The following is an 18,385-nucleotide window of genomic DNA, read 5'->3' on the forward strand; positions in this document are numbered from 1 at the left end:
GGATACTCTGACCCAACAAAACCTGAGCGCTCCGACTTTTTCAGATGGGGAATCCTCAGGGGTGGATAAATGCGGCGATCGCATCGCAATTCAAATCGGGCTAAGATGCGATAGTTTCTTCACAAAACATCCAACCCCTGAAATAGCTCATCAAAGGACGGTTGCCGCTTGCACCTGACTCAGCAATTGATGCAACGCCTCACCTTCGATCGCTTCCGTTTCCAAAAGCTGCATCGTAATGGTTTCCAGCAAGTCGCGGTTTTGATTGATCGTCTCCAACGCCTGTTGATGAGCGGTTTCAACAATCTCTTTGACTTCCCGATCAATCGCCTGCGCCGTTTCCTCGCTCATAGAGCGACGGGCATTGGGCATCCCATCGTTGAGAAACATCGGTCGGGTGCCTTGCTGATATGCCAGGGGACCGAGGACTTTGCTCATGCCAAAGGTGGTCACCATTTGCTCTGCCAAGTCAGTCGCCCGTTGTAAATCGTTGGATGCACCCGTGGTGATGCTGTTAAACACAATCTCTTCTGCCGATCGCCCCCCTAACAGGGTAGCAATCTGTCCGCGCAATTCCGCTTCATCCATCAAGAACCGATCTTCTGTGGGTAGTTGCAGGGTATACCCCAGGGCTGCCATGCCACGGGAGACAATCGAGATTTTTTCGATCCGACCACTTCCCGGCATCAATTGCCCCACCAGGGCATGACCGACTTCATGATAGGCAACGATTTTCTTTTCCTTATCATTCAAAACCCGGCTTTTCTTTTCCAGTCCAGCCACCACCCGCTCGATCGCCTCAGCAAAGTCTGCCTGTGCCACCGCCTGTCGTCCGTTACGAGCGGCTAACAGGGCAGCTTCATTCACCAGATTTGCCAGGTCTGCTCCGGCGAAGCCAGGGGTGCGGGTGGCGATCGCCCTCAGATCCACATCCTCACCCAGCTTCACTTTCTGAGCATGGATCTTAAGAATGGCTTCTCGTCCTGATAGGGCAGGGCGATCGACCAGTACCTGACGGTCAAAGCGTCCGGGCCTCAAGAGAGCGGGATCAAGAATTTCAGGACGATTGGTGGCTGCCAGCACAATCACCGTGGCATCCTCCACTGCAAATCCGTCCATTTCGGACAACAACTGATTCAGCGTTTGTTCCCGCTCATCGTTACCACCATAAAACCCGTTACTGTTGCGCGACTTGCCGATCGCATCCAGTTCATCAATAAACACAATGCAGGGAGCCTGTTTTTTCGCCTGCTCAAACAAATCCCGCACCCGTGAAGACCCGACACCAACAAACATCTCGACAAACTCTGAGCCTGAAATACTGAAAAAGGGAACTCCGGCTTCTCCGGCGACCGCTTTCGCCAGCAACGTTTTTCCCGTCCCCGGCGGACCCACCAGCAACACCCCCTTGGGAATTCGTGCCCCAATCTGGGTATAGCGTCCCGGTGTTTTGAGGAAATCTACAATCTCAACCAACTCAGCCTTGGCTTCCTCAACCCCTGCCACATCAGCAAAGGTCGTTTTGCCCGTTTCTCCCTCAACATAGACTTTGGCTTTGCTTTTGCCAATCGAGAGCATTCCCTGGGGACCACCACCACCACCACCGCGACGGATAAAAAACTGCCAGATGCCCACAAAGATCAGCGGCGGAATTACCCAGCCCAACACATTACCAATCCAACCATTTTTAGGTGGCGGTGCAGCCGCAAATTCAACCCCTTTCTCTTCCAGCAAATTGGGCAAACCCAAATCAAAGATAGGAGTGGTTGAGAAGACTTGCCCAGTCTGATCATCACCCGTTTTCAGTTGAAATCGGATCTGATTTTGTCCCACTTGCACTCGTTCGACTTCACCTTCCTGCACCTGATGAATGAATAGGCTATAAGGAACACCAGGAACCTGAGGACGCAAGAGAGAAGGCAAGATAAAATTTGCAGCTAAAAATAAAGCTCCGATCGCTAGAACAATATTGCTGACCAGACGAGGACGGGGGGAATTGGGTTGTTCTTTAATCGGCATTACTATCACCTATTGGTTTAGACCAACGCTTACCCAGAATGCCTGAAAGTATTTTATTTCCAGGGTCATCTGGTTGATTACGATACAAAGACACTAAAGAAGACTTGATTTCAATGGATATTAATCTTCATAATCTAAGCATCACATAAAAAATGAATTTTTGGCATCCAACTTGAATTAATTCAATCAACAATATTTTTAATACTAGACACAAAGATAGTCATAAAGATAGAGAAGATTCCTTAAAGAATAATACATAATTAGGTTATACCGTTAGGAGCATCCATTCATACTTAGAAGATTCGTCTTTAGGAAAAACAATTGTATTCATTGGGCGGATTCGTAGAGTCTGATATTTGTTTGGCGGTTCCTTATCTGCTGCACCCCACACCCTACACCCTGGCTGGCTGACAAAACTCGTTGCAATAGTCTGCATTGGCATGGAAGAAAGGAGGCTCCGCCTTCTGATTAGCCGTGGCAGAATCACTAGTAGAGCATTACCAGGTAGAACCTGACAACGAGTTGTTTGCACGAAGATATGCGGTTTCAGAAGTTTTCTCAGTCACATAGCTCTACAACGATTCATTCAACAGAGTTAACAAAAAACTAATCAAATCAACAGGAAAGACAATGCCAAGATTTATAGGACAGCGATCTAATACAGGATCAAGTTTTACCCTCTTAATCATTTTGGTTGCTATTGCGGGTGTGCTGCTCGAATATGTCGGAGTGATTGACGTGATTCCTGGGTTTGGTCGAGAGGGACGTGGTTTTCGGCTTCAGAATCAGTCAACCAGTGAACAAATTACAGGGACAATCAATCGTTAAACCTGATCAAAACAAGTTTAATTAGAACCACGAGGAATTGGGCAATGCGTAAAGGTAGCGATGTGATCGGCAAGGTGGTCGTCACCTATGACACAGGTAGAAAAATTGAGATAATTCGAGATTTGATTTTTGATCAACAACGCAATCAACTTTTGGGTTTCCTGGTTGAGGAGAGAAGCATGTTCCGGGATGCAAAAGTGATTCCTTTGCAGGAAGTGCAAGCGATCGGGTTAGATGCGATCGTCATTCGCTCACAAGAATCGGTGGTTGAAGCAGGTCATATCTCCGCGATTCAAGAGATTCTGCACCACAACAATGTGCTGAAAGGAACAAAAATCTTGACGACCGAGGGACTCGACCTGGGTAAATTGGTCGATTTATTCTTCGACGAACAGAGTGGACTGGTGGAAGGATACGAAGTCTCCGGGGGAGTGTTTGCGGATGCGTACTCCGGGCGATCGTTCGTGCCTGCTCCTGAAACATTGAAAATCGGTTACGATGTTGCTTTTGTGCCACCTGAAACTGCTCAGATGATGGAGGAACAAGTGGGTGGCATCCGGGGAGCCGTCCAGGCAACCGCAGATAGCCTGCAAGAATCGGCTGAAACGGCTAACCGCAATCTGCAAGCTGCGGCTCAAACCATCGGTGGGCAACTACAAACCTCGGCGGAAGCGACTAACCTCAGACTCCAGGAGGCAAGCTATCACGCCAGTGAACAACTGCAAATTGCAACTGATGCGACCAGCAGCAAACTGCAAGAGATGAATCGAGGTATGGCTGCTTCGTTAACGAATCGTCTGGTTGACCCAGCCGAGCAGAAGGCCTATGTGCTTGGTAAGACTGTTGAGCAAGATGTCCTGACTCCAGATGGTAGTGTACTGCTCCTCCAAGGACAGGAAGTGATTCTCGCGGACGTGGAAGTTGCCGAGCGCCTGGGCATCCTTGATCAACTTTACCGGGCAACCGGGGGCAGTCTCACTGAGAACATGAACCGTAATCTTCAATCCGCCACAGAATCAGCCAATGAGCACATTCAGAGTGCAACGCAGCGCAGCGCTGCGACCTTTCGGCGTTCGGTGAGTGGACTGGGACTGGCTGCCCATGCTGCGATCGAGCAGGCAAGAGGGCGGCGGGTTCTACAACCCATTGGCACGGAGGATGGGTTGATTATTGCAGCACCTGGACAAATTGTGACTCAGCCAGTTCTTGATCGGGCGCAGATCTATGCGAAAGAGGCAGAGTTGCTAAATGCCGTAGGTTTAAATTCAGTCACGGCTGTTCGCTCTACCGCAACTGACACCTGGGGAGAAACCAAAATGCAACTGCGCGATCGCACACACACTGCCCAGGAAAACCTCAACACCTTCTGGCAAATCTTGCAAGCGAAAGCAGAAGAGCTTCAAACCCGCCGCACACGGCTACTTAAGCAACAACGAATTGAACAAGCACTGGGGCGTCCTGTCACCCGTGTCATCCTTGACCCAACCGACAATGTGATTCTGAACGTGGGTGAACTGATTACACACCGTGCTGTTCAGCAAGCTAAAGAAAGTGGAGTACTGAATATCTTGCTGAGTTCGGTCTACACCAAAGAGCCAGAAATTTCTGAAACAGAACTGCGAGCTTCAGTTCATGGCATCGCAGCTCTGGAACACTCCGGCAATGGGCTATCCACCAGAGAACCGCTTCGCGCCACAACTTAGGAATAGGAAGCTCATTCAATACGCTTGAGAATTGCATAGGGGCAGGTTGACCAGCATTATCGATCAGTTGATAGTTGATGATTGCACGGTTGGACTTGCCCCTACAGTTTTTTATTAACCCGGCAATGTTTAATCTGAAATTTTTAACCTTAGGGTGAGAGGGTCATTGGTCACTGGTCATTTGTAACCTGCAACAGACCAATGACGAGTGACAGGTGACTATGACTAATTTTTTAATGAAATCATGTCAGGTTCTGGCAGCAGAATCGCCGTCTCGCAACCAATTCTGCCAAAATCTGGTTCTGAACCCATCGTCATCTCGATATGGTAAATCCAACTACCGGATTCATAATGATGATTTCTAATTCTGCCTCTACCACCAATAAATTCTACTACCTGATCTCTTACAAATCTTGGGGCTAAAGTGACGCTACTCAAACTTCTCATGGCTGATTAACTCCTTGCTTTTACCAGTGATCGAATCTCATATGTAAGCTTGGACAGCATCAATTATTGTCCTCAAACAATGCTTATCCTTTTCCCATAACCTGCCAGAAGGCTGTTGCTTTTCTGGGTGGATTTGGTTGACTATGATATGAAAATTAATCGTTACGATAGCAGGGGCGGAGAAGGATCAGTAGCTATAGCTAAAGCGTTAGTTTCGCCGTTCTATTTCTTTTTTAGTCGCACTCGTGGTTTCATTCAGAGAGTCTTTCAAGGTGTTGTAAAAGACACCTGCCGGAATTCCTGCTTTAGGTTGAACCTCGACTACTTTTGTAATCATTGTGTAATCAGCATTTGTTTTGCTTTGATATCCCCAGCAGCGACAACGGTGCTTTGATATCCCCAGCAGCGACAACGGGTTCAAGCAGGTATGCGACAAATAGATTGTGAACAGTATGCAATTCACGATTCTCGACGGTTCAAGCAACTTGCCAAATCGATTTCTGCTTGACTAGGGCGAAATTGACGACTTGTGGAGCGATCGCCTCAGGCATTACAGCCGCAGCAGTAGTTATTGCTAGTGTGCCGTCTTCTGCGCAGCTTTAAAGAGAATTGGTAAGTAGGGAGGGGCAATTATTTGTAAGATGCGGCACCCTTTTCATCAAACAACAGAATCTTGAGCAGTATGGGTTACACTACGCTAACCCATACTAAGTTTATTCAACCCACCTACTTATCAAGGGCAAAACATCGGAATGACTTCTGAAATTAAGGGGAGGTAAAATCTAAACCTAATTTCCATTCCTGCTTCAGAATGTCCTGAAACATCAATTTTTGAAGCAACATCAGTCGATGTTGTTCAACGAGGAACTCTTGTGCCTGTTCAAGAGACATGTTTTGCACAAGATCGGCAAAGGTTCTGAGACCAAATTCCTGCTCTAGAGTGAGTTCAATTTCCTTATTCATTGTGATCTCCTATACCCATAAGTGGGGTAAAACTGTGAGTCTGATAGTGAACGAACTGTCTTGAAACTTCACTCTGAAGTGAGCTAGCCCGCCCGATTTATTATGCAGATTCCAGATGTGTCATAAATCAGGAACAACATCAGGGGTAATTTATTGAGTTATGTAAACAAGTATAACGAAATATTTACACAATTCCCATAAGACCTTCAATTTAGATTTGGAGGTTTCTGTCAGATCCTCCCAGGTCGGCATTCGAAGTGCAAAGTAGGTCAGCGTATCCAGATTTCCTCCTGTGCGGACTGGGGAGCATTTATAGCGTTTCCTTTCCAGGTGAGTACATCTCATCTGTTTGACTTAAGGGTTCTACAACTGTCCATGTACCTCACTGGATTCAAAAACGCTATAGCCCAATCCCTGTTTTATAAAAAGGAGTGATCACGTCTCCCCCACGTCTATTCTGGATTGAAGGAAGCGGTAGCAACAAAGCGATCGCGCCAACACAAGCAAACAAGATCAGCAGCTTAGTGGGTGAAAAAAAGTAAGCGTTGGTGAGTCTCATATTTGACTGTCTCCAAACATTGGAGATTACTCCTTCATGATGACAAAGTGCCGTTTCATTTCCAGGGTTAATTGGTTGATAAAAAAAATCCCACCTGCTTATCTTAAGTAAGAGGTGGGAATTGCAAGCAATTAAGTGCTTTTAACGTATGAGAAGACGACGACAGTATTACGTCACATCAGCAAAACTTAGTGTTAATCACCAAATAGCCCTGCAATAGTTCCATCATGTCTTTTGGGATCTTTCTTGTGTTTCTTAGTTCCGTTAGCAACTGCTTTCGGCTTTTTAGATTCTCTATTACCTTTTTGTGATTTTGACATACAACTTCCTTAAATAACAAAGTAATTAGCAGATTCTAAGTAATCGTTGTGCATTCTGCCGTTGGGCATTTTTGCCCCATTCAAATTTGCTCCACTTAAATTAGCCCCTTTCAAAGTAGTCCAATTCAGGTTGGCACCGCTCAGATCTGAGTTACTCAGATCTGAACCACTCGAATTTGCTCCAGTAAAATCAACATACTCAAATCCGCTTTAACAAGATTCAACCCCTTTAAATCTTGCAATCTGAAATTTCTTTCTCCATTACCATATCGCTTTAAAGCTTCATTGGCATCCATATTGGCTGCCTCGCAACGTGTAGCGTCGTCGCTGTGTGTGTATTTATTATAGCAATCCTAAATTATTTGAATTGCAATGTAGATCAATAACAACGCTTATTCAAAACGTTGTTATTGATCTAAAAATCGCTGTATCGCCTACCAGCCCTATAACAACCAACTATTCCTTATTAAAAAAAGCCTGGTATTTACCAGGCTCCTCACTTTTCCTATTCCTTACCTTCTATTTCTTTTGAGCTTACTGTTCAAGACCGCAAGTTAATGGGCAAGAAGCATACTTGGACTCATGCTTCGGGTTTTCATCCCCGTTCATCCAGCGGAGCCAGGTCACATGTTTAGGATGGACTCCCCTAACTGCCAGCAGCGCAGATACCAGCATGACTCCAACCAACTGAACTCCGATAAAACTACCAGCTACTAACAAAATCCCAAAACCAGGCATCACTGCATGAAGAACCAATGCCAGAATTGAACCAACCGTCACAATCAAAATTCCAATCGGAAAGCCGATAATCAGCAAGCAAACGGTCAAAATTCCTACCCAAAGAACAAAGCTTTTTAGCATCAAAACATAATCCGGTTGGCCCATGACCTGGCTTTGAGAAAGTGTCACGCTGAACCTCCTATAAATAGATTAAACAGATTTGAAATAAACAGAATGCTTGCCAAAGCGTCACCGATTCAGAATCACTTCGGAAGATGCGGTGACTTTCGATTTAGTTTATAGAAGGTAGACGAAAAACCTAAGGCTTTTTCTAAAATATTTATTTTTAGAAAAGTAAGTTTACAAAGTCAGGAGTATGCTCCGTTTCTTTTTTCTAGGGCGAAGCAGGTTTCTACTGCTCTCGTAAAGCATATCCTACGCCTCGTACCGTATGGATTAACCGCTTTTCACTCTTCTCTTCTAACTTCAACCGAAGATAACGAATGTAAACTTCTATGATATTGGAATCCCCCATAAAATCATAACCCCACACCTTTTCTAGAATTTGGTCACGGGTATAAACCTGACGCGGATGGCTCAGAAGGTATTCCAGCAAATCAAATTCCTTTGCAGTTAGCTCGATCGCCCGCTGGTTGCGAAAGACCTCACGGGTGCGCCGATTTAAGGTCAAGTCTTCAAACTGCAATACATCCTCGTCCACTTCCTGGGTACGGCGCAGGTGGGCACGGATTCTTGCCAGCAGCTCTTCAATGCTGAACGGTTTCACCACATAGTCATCTGCTCCAGCATCCAACCCGGTAACGCGATCGCCCACCTCATCCCGCGCGGTCAATAAAATGACTGGAACCTTACTCCCGGTTGCGCGCAGCCGACGACATAACTCCACACCCGTTAAACCGGGCAGCATCCAATCCAGAATCGCTAAATCTGGCTCCGACTCTCGCACCAGAGATAGCCCTGACATGCCATCGTGTGCCACACTAACGCGATAGCCTTCACTGCTCAATTCCAGTTCCACAAACCGAGCCAGTTTGACTTCATCTTCGACTAAAAGAATGTGGGTAGCCATTGCCTGACTCCTTGAAACGAGCATCTATACTGCTTACTCTAGCTGGAATATTTTGAGAAAAATGAGTTTTTCCTGAATTGATCCCTAACTCTGGCTTAGAGGACACCCTGAAATGCACCCTGACCTCGTACCCAAATTCCCAGACCGTGATTGGCTGAGCTGAACCCTACTGGATTGAGGCGTTCAACCAGGAAGCAGAAAATTCAGGCAACGCTGCCATCGAAATTCCTGATCGGTGGTTAACCCGTTGGCAGGAAGCGATCGCCCGCCGAGTCAAACATTCAGGGACTAACGACGATGCAAGTCGATAGCTATGCAGCCTTGAGCGGGGCAATTTTGCGTCAGGCAGACTTGCGGGATGCGGACCTGACTGGAACGATTCTGACCGATGCCGATCTGCAAGAAGCCAACCTGCCCGATGGCAGCATTTATAGTGAGCGTTACAATACGGAAGCTCTTAACCGGGCGATCGGAATGTAAGTGAGCTTGCGATGACCGGGAACGTATGCCCGACGGCGAAACACATCATAGCCATTGCGCTCGATCTCATCCAAAATGCCCCGATAGAGCATTAAGGCTGCCCAAACTGGGAACCGGGCATCCCGGTTGAGCAGGCTAATTCCTCGTTCAGCATTGGCAAAAAACTTGCGGGCACGTTGAATCTGGAACCGCATCAGCTCATGCCAGCGGTGATCAACCACACTGTTCAGCAAATCTTCTTCGGTGTAGTCAAACAGTTCAAGTTCCTGTTTGGGAATGTAGATCCGTCCGCGACGGGCATCTTCACCCACATCCCGGAGGATATTTGTCAACTGGTTTGCAATGCCAAGGGCGATCGCCTCCTTGGTCGGATCTTCTACCTCACTCCGATCCCACGGCGCGGTTCGGGGAGAGTTGTCTACCCCCATGACCGGAGTAGTCATTAGCCCCACCGTTCCAGCCACCCGGTAGCAGTAAAGCTCCAATTCCTCGAAGGTTTCATAGCGAGAACGGTACAAGTCCATCCGCTGACCTTCAATCATGTCGCGAAACGGTTCAATGCTGATGGGAAAGCGTTCCAGCGTATCCACCAGCGCCACGTCCAGATCGTCAATGGGATGTCCGGCAAAGACTGAATCCAGATGCCGTTCCCATTTATCCAATGTTTCATTGGTAGTCAGGTTGGCGGCTGGTCCGTCCACCAGTTCGTCAGTCCGGCGACACCAGACATAAATTGCCCAAATTGCCCGTCGCTTGGCGGGGGGCATCAGCAGGGTGCCGATATAAAAAGTCTTGGAGTACTTTGCCGTAATCTGACGACAACGTTCATAGGCTTCCTCCAGGGAAACCAGTTTTCTAACACCACAGGATTCAGGCAATTCCAGCATGTTTCTCGGAACGCTTGATGGGGATTGGAGGCAGGATGATCGCACTAGCGGATCAGCGGATCTAGAAGACAAACCGCCTGTGCTTTGAACATTATTAGCCTTTTCACTTGCAACCATCAGCGTTAGTTCATTTCAGGAGTTGACGTTTCAATCTAGGAGAGGTTAGAACACGTTATGCCTGCGAACCAACGGGTGTCGGTTGACTCGTGGGGCTAACAGGGGGTGAAACAGCCGAAAGTTGGTGACTGCTTGCGATCGCCTGCGCTGTCAGCTTACCAGAAAGCACGGCACCTTCCATACTGCCCAAGTATCGTTGCATTGTATAACTGCCTGACAGAAAGAAATTTGGAATCGGAGTTGCCTGACTGGGACGGCACGCCTGTCGCCCTGGAGATGCTGTGTAGACGGAGCGAGGAGTCTTTACAACTTTGGATTTCAGGAGCTTTGCTGGGTGATCCCCCGTGAAATGTTGGGGGAAGAGTTTTTCTAGCTCTTTCATGGTGGCTGCCATGATTTCTGCTTCAGACTGATCAATCCAGTCCTTTGCCGGAGCCAGTACCAGTTCCAACATCGAGCGGTCTGGGTTGGAGTACTCTTTGCAGGTGTTGCTCATGTCAGCGTAGACGCTGAGCAGGGGCGATCGCGAAAACAAAAGCTGATCCACATCGGTCAACTTGCGGTCAAACCACAGGTGCAGATTGATCACGGGCACCCCTTCCAGCCCTTCCAGCTTCTGGAAGCACTCAATTTGCTTCCAGGGTTCGGGGGTCAGCACCTTCATCACATCGACAGACATTGCCGAAACATAGGCATCGGCGGTAATCACCTCATCTGGTGCCCCATCCAGTCCCCGAATTAGAAAGCCCTGAACCGTCCGGTCTGGATTCAGCAAAATCTGCTTCAGCGGTTTTTTGAGGTGAACTTCGCCGCCGCGATCGGTGATGTAGTCCACGATGGGCTGGCATAGTCGCTCAGTCGGTGAGCCGTCTAAAAACGCAATTTTTGACCCATAGCGCTCCTGCAAAAAGCGGTTCAGTGCGGTCAGAGGCACAGTGGCTGAGACATCTTCCGGGTTGATGAAGGTCAGCGCTTTGGAGGCGGCGATGAAAATATCGGTATTTACCTGCTCGTCTACCCCTTGCAGGCGCAGCCATTCCAGCAGGGAGTACTGGTCCATCTTCTCAACGTACTGTTGCCCCCGCACCACAGCAGGCAGCAGACCCATCGCAAACCGAATTTTTTGCTTCCAGGTCAGCATGTCGTTGTTGCGCAGAATTGACACAATTACGTTGATGGGAGCGGGGATATCCGGCACATCGAAGCGGGATAGCACCCCTGGCTTCTCTGGCTGGTTAAAGATCAGGGTGTGTTCTTTCCATTGCAGCCGGTCTTCAATCCCCAGTTCTTTGACTAACTGGAGCATGTTGGGATACGCCCCAAAAAATACATGCAGCCCGGTTTCATACCAATCACCGTCTTCGTCTTTCCAGGCAGCCACCAAGCCACCCAAAACGTCCCGGCTTTCCAGGATGATGGGGGTATGTCCCGCGTCAACAAGGTATTTAGCACAGGCTAGACCGGCTAAGCCGCCTCCGGCGATCGCAACTCGCATGGGGTATCTTTACGTTTTCTTCAAAATTGCACAAGACCTATTATACGTTGCAAACCGTTACATTTTCTAGGATACTGAGTCATACTTTCAGCGATTTCATTGCTCCAAGATCCCCAATTTTTTGGGGGAAGAGGACAGAGTGTTGGGTACCAGGGAACGCAGGCTCGTAGTCTATGGCGTATCTTCTAGGACGGACCGAGTCAACACCTTTTTCTACAGTCAAGCCATATTGATTGACAAGGAATCCTATGAGTACAATCACGACCCAAGACGGCACACAGATCTATTACAAAGATTGGGGGGCAGGACAGCCCATTGTCTTCAGTCACGGTTGGCCCCTGAATGCTGATAGCTGGGAATCTCAGATGCTTTTCCTGGCAGACCAGGGATTTCGGGTGATCGCCCACGATCGACGGGGGCATGGGCGATCGAGCCAACCCTGGAATGGCAACGAGATGGATACCTATGCCGACGATCTGGCAGAACTGATCACAACCCTCGACTTAAAGGACGCAGTGTTGTTTGGGTTTTCTACAGGGGGTGGTGAGGTTGCCCGTTACATCGGTCGTCATGGGACTGGGCGGGTAGCCAAGGCAGGACTAATTTCAGCGGTACCGCCGCTGATGCTGAAGACGGAAGCGAATCCTGGCGGCTTACCGATCGAGGTCTTCGATGGGCTTCGTTCTAGCTCCCTGGAGGACCGATCACAGCTCTACAAAGATCTCGCTAGCGGTCCGTTTTTCGGCTTTAACCGACCGGGTGCCAAAATCTCGCAGGGCATGATCGACTGGTTCTGGTTGCAGGGGATGCAGTCAGGACACAAGAACGCCTATGAGTGCATTAAAGCCTTTTCTGAAACGGACTTCACTGAAGATCTGAAAAAGTTTGACGTGCCCACATTGATCATTCATGGCGATGATGACCAGATCGTACCGATCGCTGCCGCGGCGATCGCCGCCGCCAGGTTAGTGAAGCATGCCACCCTGAAAATCTATCCCGGCGCACCCCACGGTTTAACGGATACGCACAAAGAGCAACTCAACGAAGATCTTCTATCGTTTGTTAAGGGCTGAGATTGCGGTTAAACCCCGTCAATTTGAAACCTGGAGTTTGCCAGGTTAGCCCTCACCCTAAATCCCTCTCCCGATTGGAGAGGGACTTTGAATGGTTCTTCCGGCTCCCTTCGCCCCCTGGGAAAGGATCTGGGGGTGAGGGCTTAAAACTACGGTTCTCAACGTGGATTGGGTTTAGTAACCCATGCTGGCTCCACTCTCCGTTGGTTGATCTCGTGGTCAAAAACATGACCGATTTACAGCGGTTTTCAGCTCCCACCTACTTAAGTGGGTGAATAGAACCCATTAAACCCAAGAGACTGCTATGACTTCACTAAACCAAGCACACTCCGATCGCCTGATCCATCTGATAACTGGAATTGAACAACTGTTAACCGAAGTCAATGAGGAGGGCGCAGAGGAAATCCTGGATGAACTCTATATGCTGATCACAAAACTCTTTGAGCAGTTTCCTCAGTTGGATAAGGAAGAGGAGTGAGGAGTGAAGTTTTGGTTTCAAAAAATGAGGATGAATCCAACTAATGGATTGGATGAGTCTTTTTGGGGCGGCGATGCTAAATTATTAACGCAAACGAGTAAATACCCAGAGCTATGCCACTTTTTGATGAAATCTTAAACGCGATTAATAACCCTAATCAGCAAGCCAGCACTAATCAGCTTGGCTCGATCCTTAACACTGTGCAGCACTTAAGCGGTCAAGCTGGCACCAACCCCTCGACGATGGAAACACTATTGTCGGTGGTTGGCGGTTACGTTCGTTCTTCCCTCCAGCAAACACGAGCCACTCAGGGGGCAGATCAGGCACAGGCTTTAGTGAATCAATTTAGTGGCACCAGCCCGAACCAGCAAGCGGTGAATGCCATCTTAGGCTCTGCAATGCAGCAACAGGTGGTACAGGATTTAATGCAAAGAACGGGGCTGAATCCTCAAACCATCCAGGGCTTATTGCCTGTCCTGGTTCCCCTGGCGTTGAATCTGTTACAGAGTGGAGCAAGTAACCAGACTCCCCAATCTGCCGGAAGTAATTCAGTGCTAAACACTTTTCTAGATAGCAATCGCGATGGTGACATCGACATGGGTGATGCACTCCGGATTGCCAGCCAATTTTTAGGCAACCGTTAAAAGGGTGATTGGAAAAGGGTCCGGCGGTTAAAAGCGCGACTACGCGAACAAAGTCCGTCTACGCGGACTTAGAGAACTCCAAAGAACGATTGATCCTGTCATGCTGAGCAAAGCGCCAGCGTAGTGAAGCATCCCTATTCATCGCAAACCTGGAGATTCTTCGCTTCACTGCGTTCTGCTCAGAATGACAATGGATCATTTATTTTTTGGACCTCTCTTAGCAAATGAGGGATATGCACACTCATCTACTCATCCGCCCATCCACCCATCCGCACGCAGTTGTTAGCCTTTAAACCTAAACCAACGTTTTGGTCTTATCCAGAGGTGCAACCCCTGCCAGATCAAGAATCTGCGGGATCAGGTCTTCCCGCTTGACTGCCATCATGTGAACGCCCTGGCAAAGCTGACGTGCCAGTTTCACCTGTTCGGCAGCAATAACCATGCCTTCCTGGAGCGGATCAGCAGCCCGTTCCAGACGTTCAATCAGGGAATCGGGAATGTGAACGCCAGGAACACAGCGATTGATAAATTGGGCATTTTTTGCCGACTTTAGTAGGAAAATCCCTGCGAGAATGGGCTTGTTGCAATCTGCTGCAACTTGGGTCATGAATTTTTCCAGGCGATCGAAGTCTGAAATAAGTTGACTTTGAAAGAACTGTGCTCCGGCTGCCAGCTTGCGCTCAAATCGTCGCTGTAGCCCTGACCAGCTACCAGATTGAGGATCCACAGCCGCTCCTACAAACAGGTCGGTTGCGCCATCTGGCATTTTCTTATCGTTAAAGTCGATTCCAGCATTGAGCTTGTGAATTAGTTGCAGCAATCGGACAGACTCCAGTTCAAATACGCTCCGTGCGTCGGGATGGTCCCCCGCTTTAACGGGGTCGCCGGTTAGTGCCAGAACATTACGAATGCCGAGGGCGTGAGCACCCATCAGGTCTGCCTGCAACCCAATGGCGTTGCGATCGCGACAGGCAACCTGGCAGATTGGTTCAATCCCATGCTGAAGAAGAATGACAGAAGCCGCGAGAGATGACATGCGCAACACCGCTCGACTGCCATCCGTAACATTGACTCCATGAACCCGTCCTTTCAATAACTGTGCCATCTGGAGCATGTGAGCTGGATCGCCTCCCTTGGGAGGCGCAACTTCAGCCGTCACCAGAAAGTCACCAGCGTGAACCGCTTCACGAAAGGAGGGAATCAAATGGGAGTTTGAATTTGATAAATTAAGCATCCGCGATCGAGCGTGTTGAAGGTTCAGATATTGCTATCTAACGTTACATGGCATTCAGGAAATTTAGAACCGCATGATTTAAACTTTCACAGCAACTTAATTGGGTGTCCTCTAAAGTGTAGAGTTGGAGTTCCTGGGGCTGATTAGCCGGATGCATTGAAACTTCGCTCTAATGCATCCAAACCTGAATTAACCCATGCGGGTGTTGGGTTTTGTACCTCAACCCAACCTACACAGGTTTTATATTTAATTTAGTCCCACCTACTTACCTCTGGCATTAGCAATATGAACAAGCAATATGAACAGAACGCTCTCATGGGGTTGGAGAAGGGCGAAAAGTTGAAGCTGTAGTCAGTGCCAGAAAGGCAGCGCGATACCGTTTAGGGGTGTTGAGATCTAGCAACACATCGGGGGTATTAAATTCTACAGACTGAATTTGCAGTTCAAACTCCCGCACAACCTGGCGCAATCCCAGGGTTTCTTCTTGCAGCCGTTCTAAAGATGACCGGGCGATCGCTGAAAAGATTAGAGGATGCCCCCTTCGCCCTTGATACATGGGTGCAGTAATGGGGGCAGTCGCTAACCTATGTGCCTGGAGCAGGGATTGATAAATCCAGTGTTGACGAGGCTGGTCTACGGCCACAATCATCAGGCTCTGGAAGTTTTGCGGGACACACTGTAAACCCCTGTGAATCGAACTGACCTTTCCAAGTTCAGGCTGGGGATTGATGACGATCTGACATCTGGAAGAGCCATTTGGCTGCGGGTGGTGGTTGTGGGGTCCCAGCACGACAATCGGTGTGATACCCGCCTTTAATAATTGCTCAACTTGATAGGAAAGCAGCGTGGTGCCGTTAAGCCAGGGTAGACTGGCTTTACAGGTTCCCATGCGGGTTGAAGCCCCCGCCGCCAGGACGATCGCAAAATGTCTATGGTGATTGATTAGTGGGGGCTGCATGGTTGGTTAGAGGATTGGCTGATCCGTTGGTCGGCGGTTGGGTTGATTGCAGGCGTTCTGAGAGCGATCGCCCCGTTCCCCCACGTCGCACCTTAATCAATTCCGCACAAATGCTGACGGCAATCTCTTCCGGTGTCAGCGCTCCAATATCCAAACCAATCGGAGCATAAATTTGCTGTAAAGCAATGGCTTCTAACGGTTCTAAGTCCGGTTGTAATGCCTGGAAAACCGTTTTAACTCGCCGTTGGCTCCCAATCATGCCGATATAGTGGGTGGAACGTTGCCGCAGTGCTTGCAATGCCTCTAAATCATGAACAAACCCCCGTGTCACTAAAGCCACATAGAGTGGGCCGAACGCAGGCAGGCTATGAATTGCCTCCGCGATCGGTTTGGCTAAGACCAGGGCGGCATCTGGAAAGCGTTCATAGGTGGCAAACTCAGAGCGATCATCCTGGACAACAACCTGGAAACCGGCTAGATGGGCAATGTGAGCCAGGGGGACAGCACAGTGCCCCGCTCCAATGATGAGCAGGGTGGGTGGGGGTAGCAGGGGTTCGGTGAAAGAGTGAGGGGGGAGGGGGGATGGAGTCATTTCGAGATAGGGCGATCGCGCTTCTTCCAGGGGCGTAACTAAAACCCCCGATTGCCCCGAATTCAGACAATCAATGATCTGGTTCACCAGTGCCAGCGCCGATTCCCCCTGCCAGCGCTCTAACCAGACCTGCATGGTCCCGCCGCAGACTCCCTGGGTTTCCCGCTGGGGTGCGCCGGTCAGGTCAATTTCAATTCGCTGTTTTTGACCAGATTCCAGCACCTGAAGTGCCTGTTGAATCACTTTGGCTTCCCCGGCACCTCCCCCGATTGTGCCGATTGTAGTCTTGTCTGAACGGATAACCATCCTGGCTCCTACCTCCCTGGGAACGGAGCCTTTAACATGGATCACCGTGGCTAGAGCGATGGGTTCCCGTTTCAGGGAAGCAGCCATCTGCCGGTAAAACTCAATCATTTCAGCGAGATTTTGGGTTGCAGATTTTCGATTTTAAGGGTAGGAAAGACGGGTGACTGGTCACTGGGAACAATCGCAGGTTGCGATCGCCCCCCAGTTTTGTATGACAATACACAAAATGTCTGGCAGGTAGAGCCATGTCTGAAGGAAATATGCGGGTCTGTCCGGTCTGTAAGGTCAAAATCATCAAAATAATTGGGGGCGATCGCGTCTTATTTGCGATGGGGCCACCGGGGACACGCGATACCCTGTGGGCGAAAGTCTGCCAGTTTACAAATAAACCGGGATGTATTAATAGGGATGGCAAGTAGATGGGGGATGGGGAAGGAGTTGAGAGTTGAAAGTTAAGAGTTGAAAGTTGAGAGTTGTAATGACACCACCCCTCACCCCTCACCCCTCACCCCTCACCCCTCACCCCTCTAGAAACTCTTCCGAAATTTTCTGTGCTGTTCCTGCTTCTGTGTTTTGAAACAGGATAGTAAATGCTCCAGCGCCGATGCCTTGCTGGGGAAACATTCGGTAGCAAGGCAGGAGAGTCAGATGAGATTGGTGCTCTGCCAGATGAGGAATGCTGACAGGCTGAAATTGGGGAAACCGGGTCAAAAGCCACTCAGCAACCTGTTCGTTCTCTTCAGGGGAGTAGGTGCAGGTCATGTAGAGCAGGTAGCCCTGCGGTGCAACCAGTTGGGCTGAGTTTGCCAGAATCCGCTTCTGACGGTTGGCATTGTTGTTAATGGTGACGGGATGGAAACAACCGGGAGCCTTGCCGCCTTTGGCAAGTAAGGATTGTCCGGTGCAGGGAGCGTCAACTAAAACAACCTGGGCAGTCTGAGGAATCTGCTGTGCCAAAATTTTCGAGTCCCGGCGGAGGGCGATCGCCGGTTGTATCCGACATCGCTTCAAATTGGCAATTAGTTGGGCGGTCCGTTTGCCAATCACTTCGTTACTCAGCAGCCGTGTTGGGTGTAGGGCAACCCAGGCAAAGATACTCTTTCCGCCCGGAGCCGCACACACGTCAACCACCACTTCCACGGGTAAAGGAATACTCAACAGCGGAGAAGCGGCAAATACGGACGAAAAATCCAGGCAGTAGAATGCACCCTGCTGATGGAGGGAATGGTGCCCCGGTTTTTGACCGAATGCCAACCGATCAACAAATTCAGGTTGCCAGGGTAAGGTTGGTTCTACTTCAAAAGGTAAGGGATTCGGTCTTTCATCCCGCCAAAGAATGCACGGATTGAAGGGTTTAGGGTTGAGCAGGCAATCAAGGAACTGGTCGCGATCGCCCAAATCTTCAAATAACCGCTGGCTCAACTTAACCAATAGTTTAGAAGCTTGTTCCATCAATAGTATTTGTAACTCAC

At 49.0% G+C, this 18,385-nt stretch carries 22 protein-coding genes; 7 read left to right on the forward strand and 15 right to left on the reverse strand.

Translation table 11 applies throughout. The features are described from left to right. Nucleotides 1-150 precede the first annotated feature (150 nt). Nucleotides 151-2,019 (reverse strand): ATP-dependent zinc metalloprotease FtsH, encoded by a 1,869-nt coding sequence (gene ftsH, locus AC1S52_RS11420; protein ID WP_482029131.1) that lies wholly within the window; start codon nt 2,017-2,019, stop codon nt 151-153. Nucleotides 2,020-2,649: 630 nt separating this feature from the next. Here ftsH and AC1S52_RS11425 point away from each other — a divergent pair. Both AC1S52_RS11425 and AC1S52_RS11430 read left to right on the forward strand, forming a co-directional pair. Further along, entirely contained in the window at nt 2,650-2,847 is a 198-nt protein-coding gene (locus AC1S52_RS11425; RefSeq protein ID WP_482029132.1) for a hypothetical protein, read from the forward strand. Nucleotides 2,848-2,891: 44 nt separating this feature from the next. Continuing rightward, nucleotides 2,892-4,550, forward strand: a complete 1,659-nt coding sequence (locus AC1S52_RS11430) for a PRC-barrel domain-containing protein (RefSeq protein WP_482029133.1) — start codon at nt 2,892-2,894, stop codon at nt 4,548-4,550. 225 nt (nt 4,551-4,775) lie between these two features. On the opposite strand, the gene AC1S52_RS11435 is transcribed toward AC1S52_RS11430, so the two are convergent. From AC1S52_RS11435 to AC1S52_RS11470, 8 genes are all read right to left on the reverse strand, one after another. Then, a complete protein-coding gene (locus tag AC1S52_RS11435) occupies nt 4,776-4,997 on the reverse strand; it encodes a hypothetical protein (protein ID WP_482029134.1) in 222 nt (73 codons plus the stop codon). Between the two features lie 208 nt (nt 4,998-5,205). After that, nucleotides 5,206-5,334 (reverse strand): hypothetical protein, encoded by a 129-nt coding sequence (locus AC1S52_RS11440; RefSeq protein WP_482029135.1) that lies wholly within the window; start codon nt 5,332-5,334, stop codon nt 5,206-5,208. A gap of 428 nt (nt 5,335-5,762) precedes the next feature. After that, entirely contained in the window at nt 5,763-5,960 is a 198-nt protein-coding gene (locus tag AC1S52_RS11445) for an NblA/ycf18 family protein (RefSeq protein ID WP_482029136.1), read from the reverse strand. Nucleotides 5,961-6,360: 400 nt separating this feature from the next. Beyond that, nucleotides 6,361-6,519 (reverse strand): hypothetical protein, encoded by a 159-nt coding sequence (locus AC1S52_RS11450; protein WP_482029137.1) that lies wholly within the window; start codon nt 6,517-6,519, stop codon nt 6,361-6,363. A gap of 194 nt (nt 6,520-6,713) precedes the next feature. Continuing rightward, nucleotides 6,714-6,839: a hypothetical protein gene (locus AC1S52_RS11455; RefSeq protein WP_482029138.1), complete on the reverse strand. Its 126-nt coding sequence runs from the start codon at nt 6,837-6,839 to the stop codon at nt 6,714-6,716. A 9-nt stretch (nt 6,840-6,848) separates the two neighbouring features. Next, nucleotides 6,849-6,998, reverse strand: coding sequence for a pentapeptide repeat-containing protein (locus AC1S52_RS11460; RefSeq protein WP_482029184.1), 150 nt, complete (start codon nt 6,996-6,998; stop codon nt 6,849-6,851). Between the two features lie 375 nt (nt 6,999-7,373). Next, complete coding sequence (locus AC1S52_RS11465; protein WP_482029139.1) at nt 7,374-7,748, reverse strand: hypothetical protein; 375 nt, start codon at nt 7,746-7,748, stop codon at nt 7,374-7,376. 223 nt (nt 7,749-7,971) lie between these two features. Then, the gene (locus AC1S52_RS11470; protein ID WP_482029140.1) at nt 7,972-8,649 is read right to left on the reverse strand and encodes a response regulator transcription factor; all 678 of its coding nucleotides are present in this window, start codon (nt 8,647-8,649) and stop codon (nt 7,972-7,974) included. 297 nt (nt 8,650-8,946) lie between these two features. Here AC1S52_RS11470 and AC1S52_RS11475 point away from each other — a divergent pair, with 297 nt between their 5' ends. Continuing rightward, entirely contained in the window at nt 8,947-9,129 is a 183-nt protein-coding gene (locus AC1S52_RS11475; protein ID WP_482029141.1) for a pentapeptide repeat-containing protein, read from the forward strand. Here the strand turns inward: AC1S52_RS11475 and crtB are convergent. After that, the gene (gene crtB, locus AC1S52_RS11480; RefSeq protein WP_482029142.1) at nt 9,090-10,016 is read right to left on the reverse strand and encodes a 15-cis-phytoene synthase CrtB; all 927 of its coding nucleotides are present in this window, start codon (nt 10,014-10,016) and stop codon (nt 9,090-9,092) included. The two genes, AC1S52_RS11475 and crtB, sit on opposite strands and share 40 nt — an antisense overlap. A gap of 172 nt (nt 10,017-10,188) precedes the next feature. Continuing rightward, nucleotides 10,189-11,628 carry a 15-cis-phytoene desaturase gene (gene pds, locus AC1S52_RS11485; protein WP_482029143.1) on the reverse strand — a complete coding sequence of 480 codons (1,440 nt, stop codon included), beginning with the start codon at nt 11,626-11,628 and terminating at the stop codon, nt 10,189-10,191. Nucleotides 11,629-11,876: 248 nt separating this feature from the next. On the opposite strand from pds, the gene AC1S52_RS11490 reads away from it, so the two are divergent. The 3 genes from AC1S52_RS11490 (at nt 11,877) to AC1S52_RS11500 (ending at nt 13,823) form a co-directional block, all read left to right on the forward strand. After that, the gene (locus AC1S52_RS11490; protein ID WP_482029144.1) at nt 11,877-12,701 is read left to right on the forward strand and encodes an alpha/beta fold hydrolase; all 825 of its coding nucleotides are present in this window, start codon (nt 11,877-11,879) and stop codon (nt 12,699-12,701) included. A 304-nt stretch (nt 12,702-13,005) separates the two neighbouring features. After that, nucleotides 13,006-13,179 (forward strand): hypothetical protein, encoded by a 174-nt coding sequence (locus AC1S52_RS11495; RefSeq protein ID WP_482029145.1) that lies wholly within the window; start codon nt 13,006-13,008, stop codon nt 13,177-13,179. Nucleotides 13,180-13,292: 113 nt separating this feature from the next. Further along, on the forward strand, nt 13,293-13,823 hold the full coding sequence (locus AC1S52_RS11500) for a hypothetical protein (RefSeq protein ID WP_482029146.1): 531 nt from the start codon (nt 13,293-13,295) through the stop codon (nt 13,821-13,823). A gap of 295 nt (nt 13,824-14,118) precedes the next feature. Here the strand turns inward: AC1S52_RS11500 and AC1S52_RS11505 are convergent, their stop codons facing one another. From AC1S52_RS11505 to AC1S52_RS11515, 3 genes are all read right to left on the reverse strand, one after another. Beyond that, entirely contained in the window at nt 14,119-15,057 is a 939-nt protein-coding gene (locus tag AC1S52_RS11505; RefSeq protein WP_482029147.1) for a methylenetetrahydrofolate reductase, read from the reverse strand. Between the two features lie 313 nt (nt 15,058-15,370). Next, a complete protein-coding gene (locus AC1S52_RS11510; protein ID WP_482029148.1) occupies nt 15,371-16,015 on the reverse strand; it encodes a nucleotidyltransferase family protein in 645 nt (214 codons plus the stop codon). After that, on the reverse strand, nt 15,987-17,021 hold the full coding sequence (locus AC1S52_RS11515) for an XdhC family protein (RefSeq protein WP_482029149.1): 1,035 nt from the start codon (nt 17,019-17,021) through the stop codon (nt 15,987-15,989). Before AC1S52_RS11515 ends, AC1S52_RS11510 begins: the two co-directional genes overlap by 29 nt. Nucleotides 17,022-17,158: 137 nt before the next feature. On the opposite strand from AC1S52_RS11515, the gene nblD reads away from it, so the two are divergent. Beyond that, nucleotides 17,159-17,332, forward strand: a complete 174-nt coding sequence (nblD, locus tag AC1S52_RS11520) for an NblD family protein (RefSeq protein ID WP_482029150.1) — start codon at nt 17,159-17,161, stop codon at nt 17,330-17,332. Between the two features lie 100 nt (nt 17,333-17,432). On the opposite strand, the gene AC1S52_RS11525 is transcribed toward nblD, so the two are convergent. Continuing rightward, the gene (locus AC1S52_RS11525; RefSeq protein WP_482029151.1) at nt 17,433-18,365 is read right to left on the reverse strand and encodes an RsmB/NOP family class I SAM-dependent RNA methyltransferase; all 933 of its coding nucleotides are present in this window, start codon (nt 18,363-18,365) and stop codon (nt 17,433-17,435) included. Nucleotides 18,366-18,385: the final 20 nt, after the last annotated feature.

This window comes from Kovacikia sp. CALU 1929, from assembly GCF_056784235.1.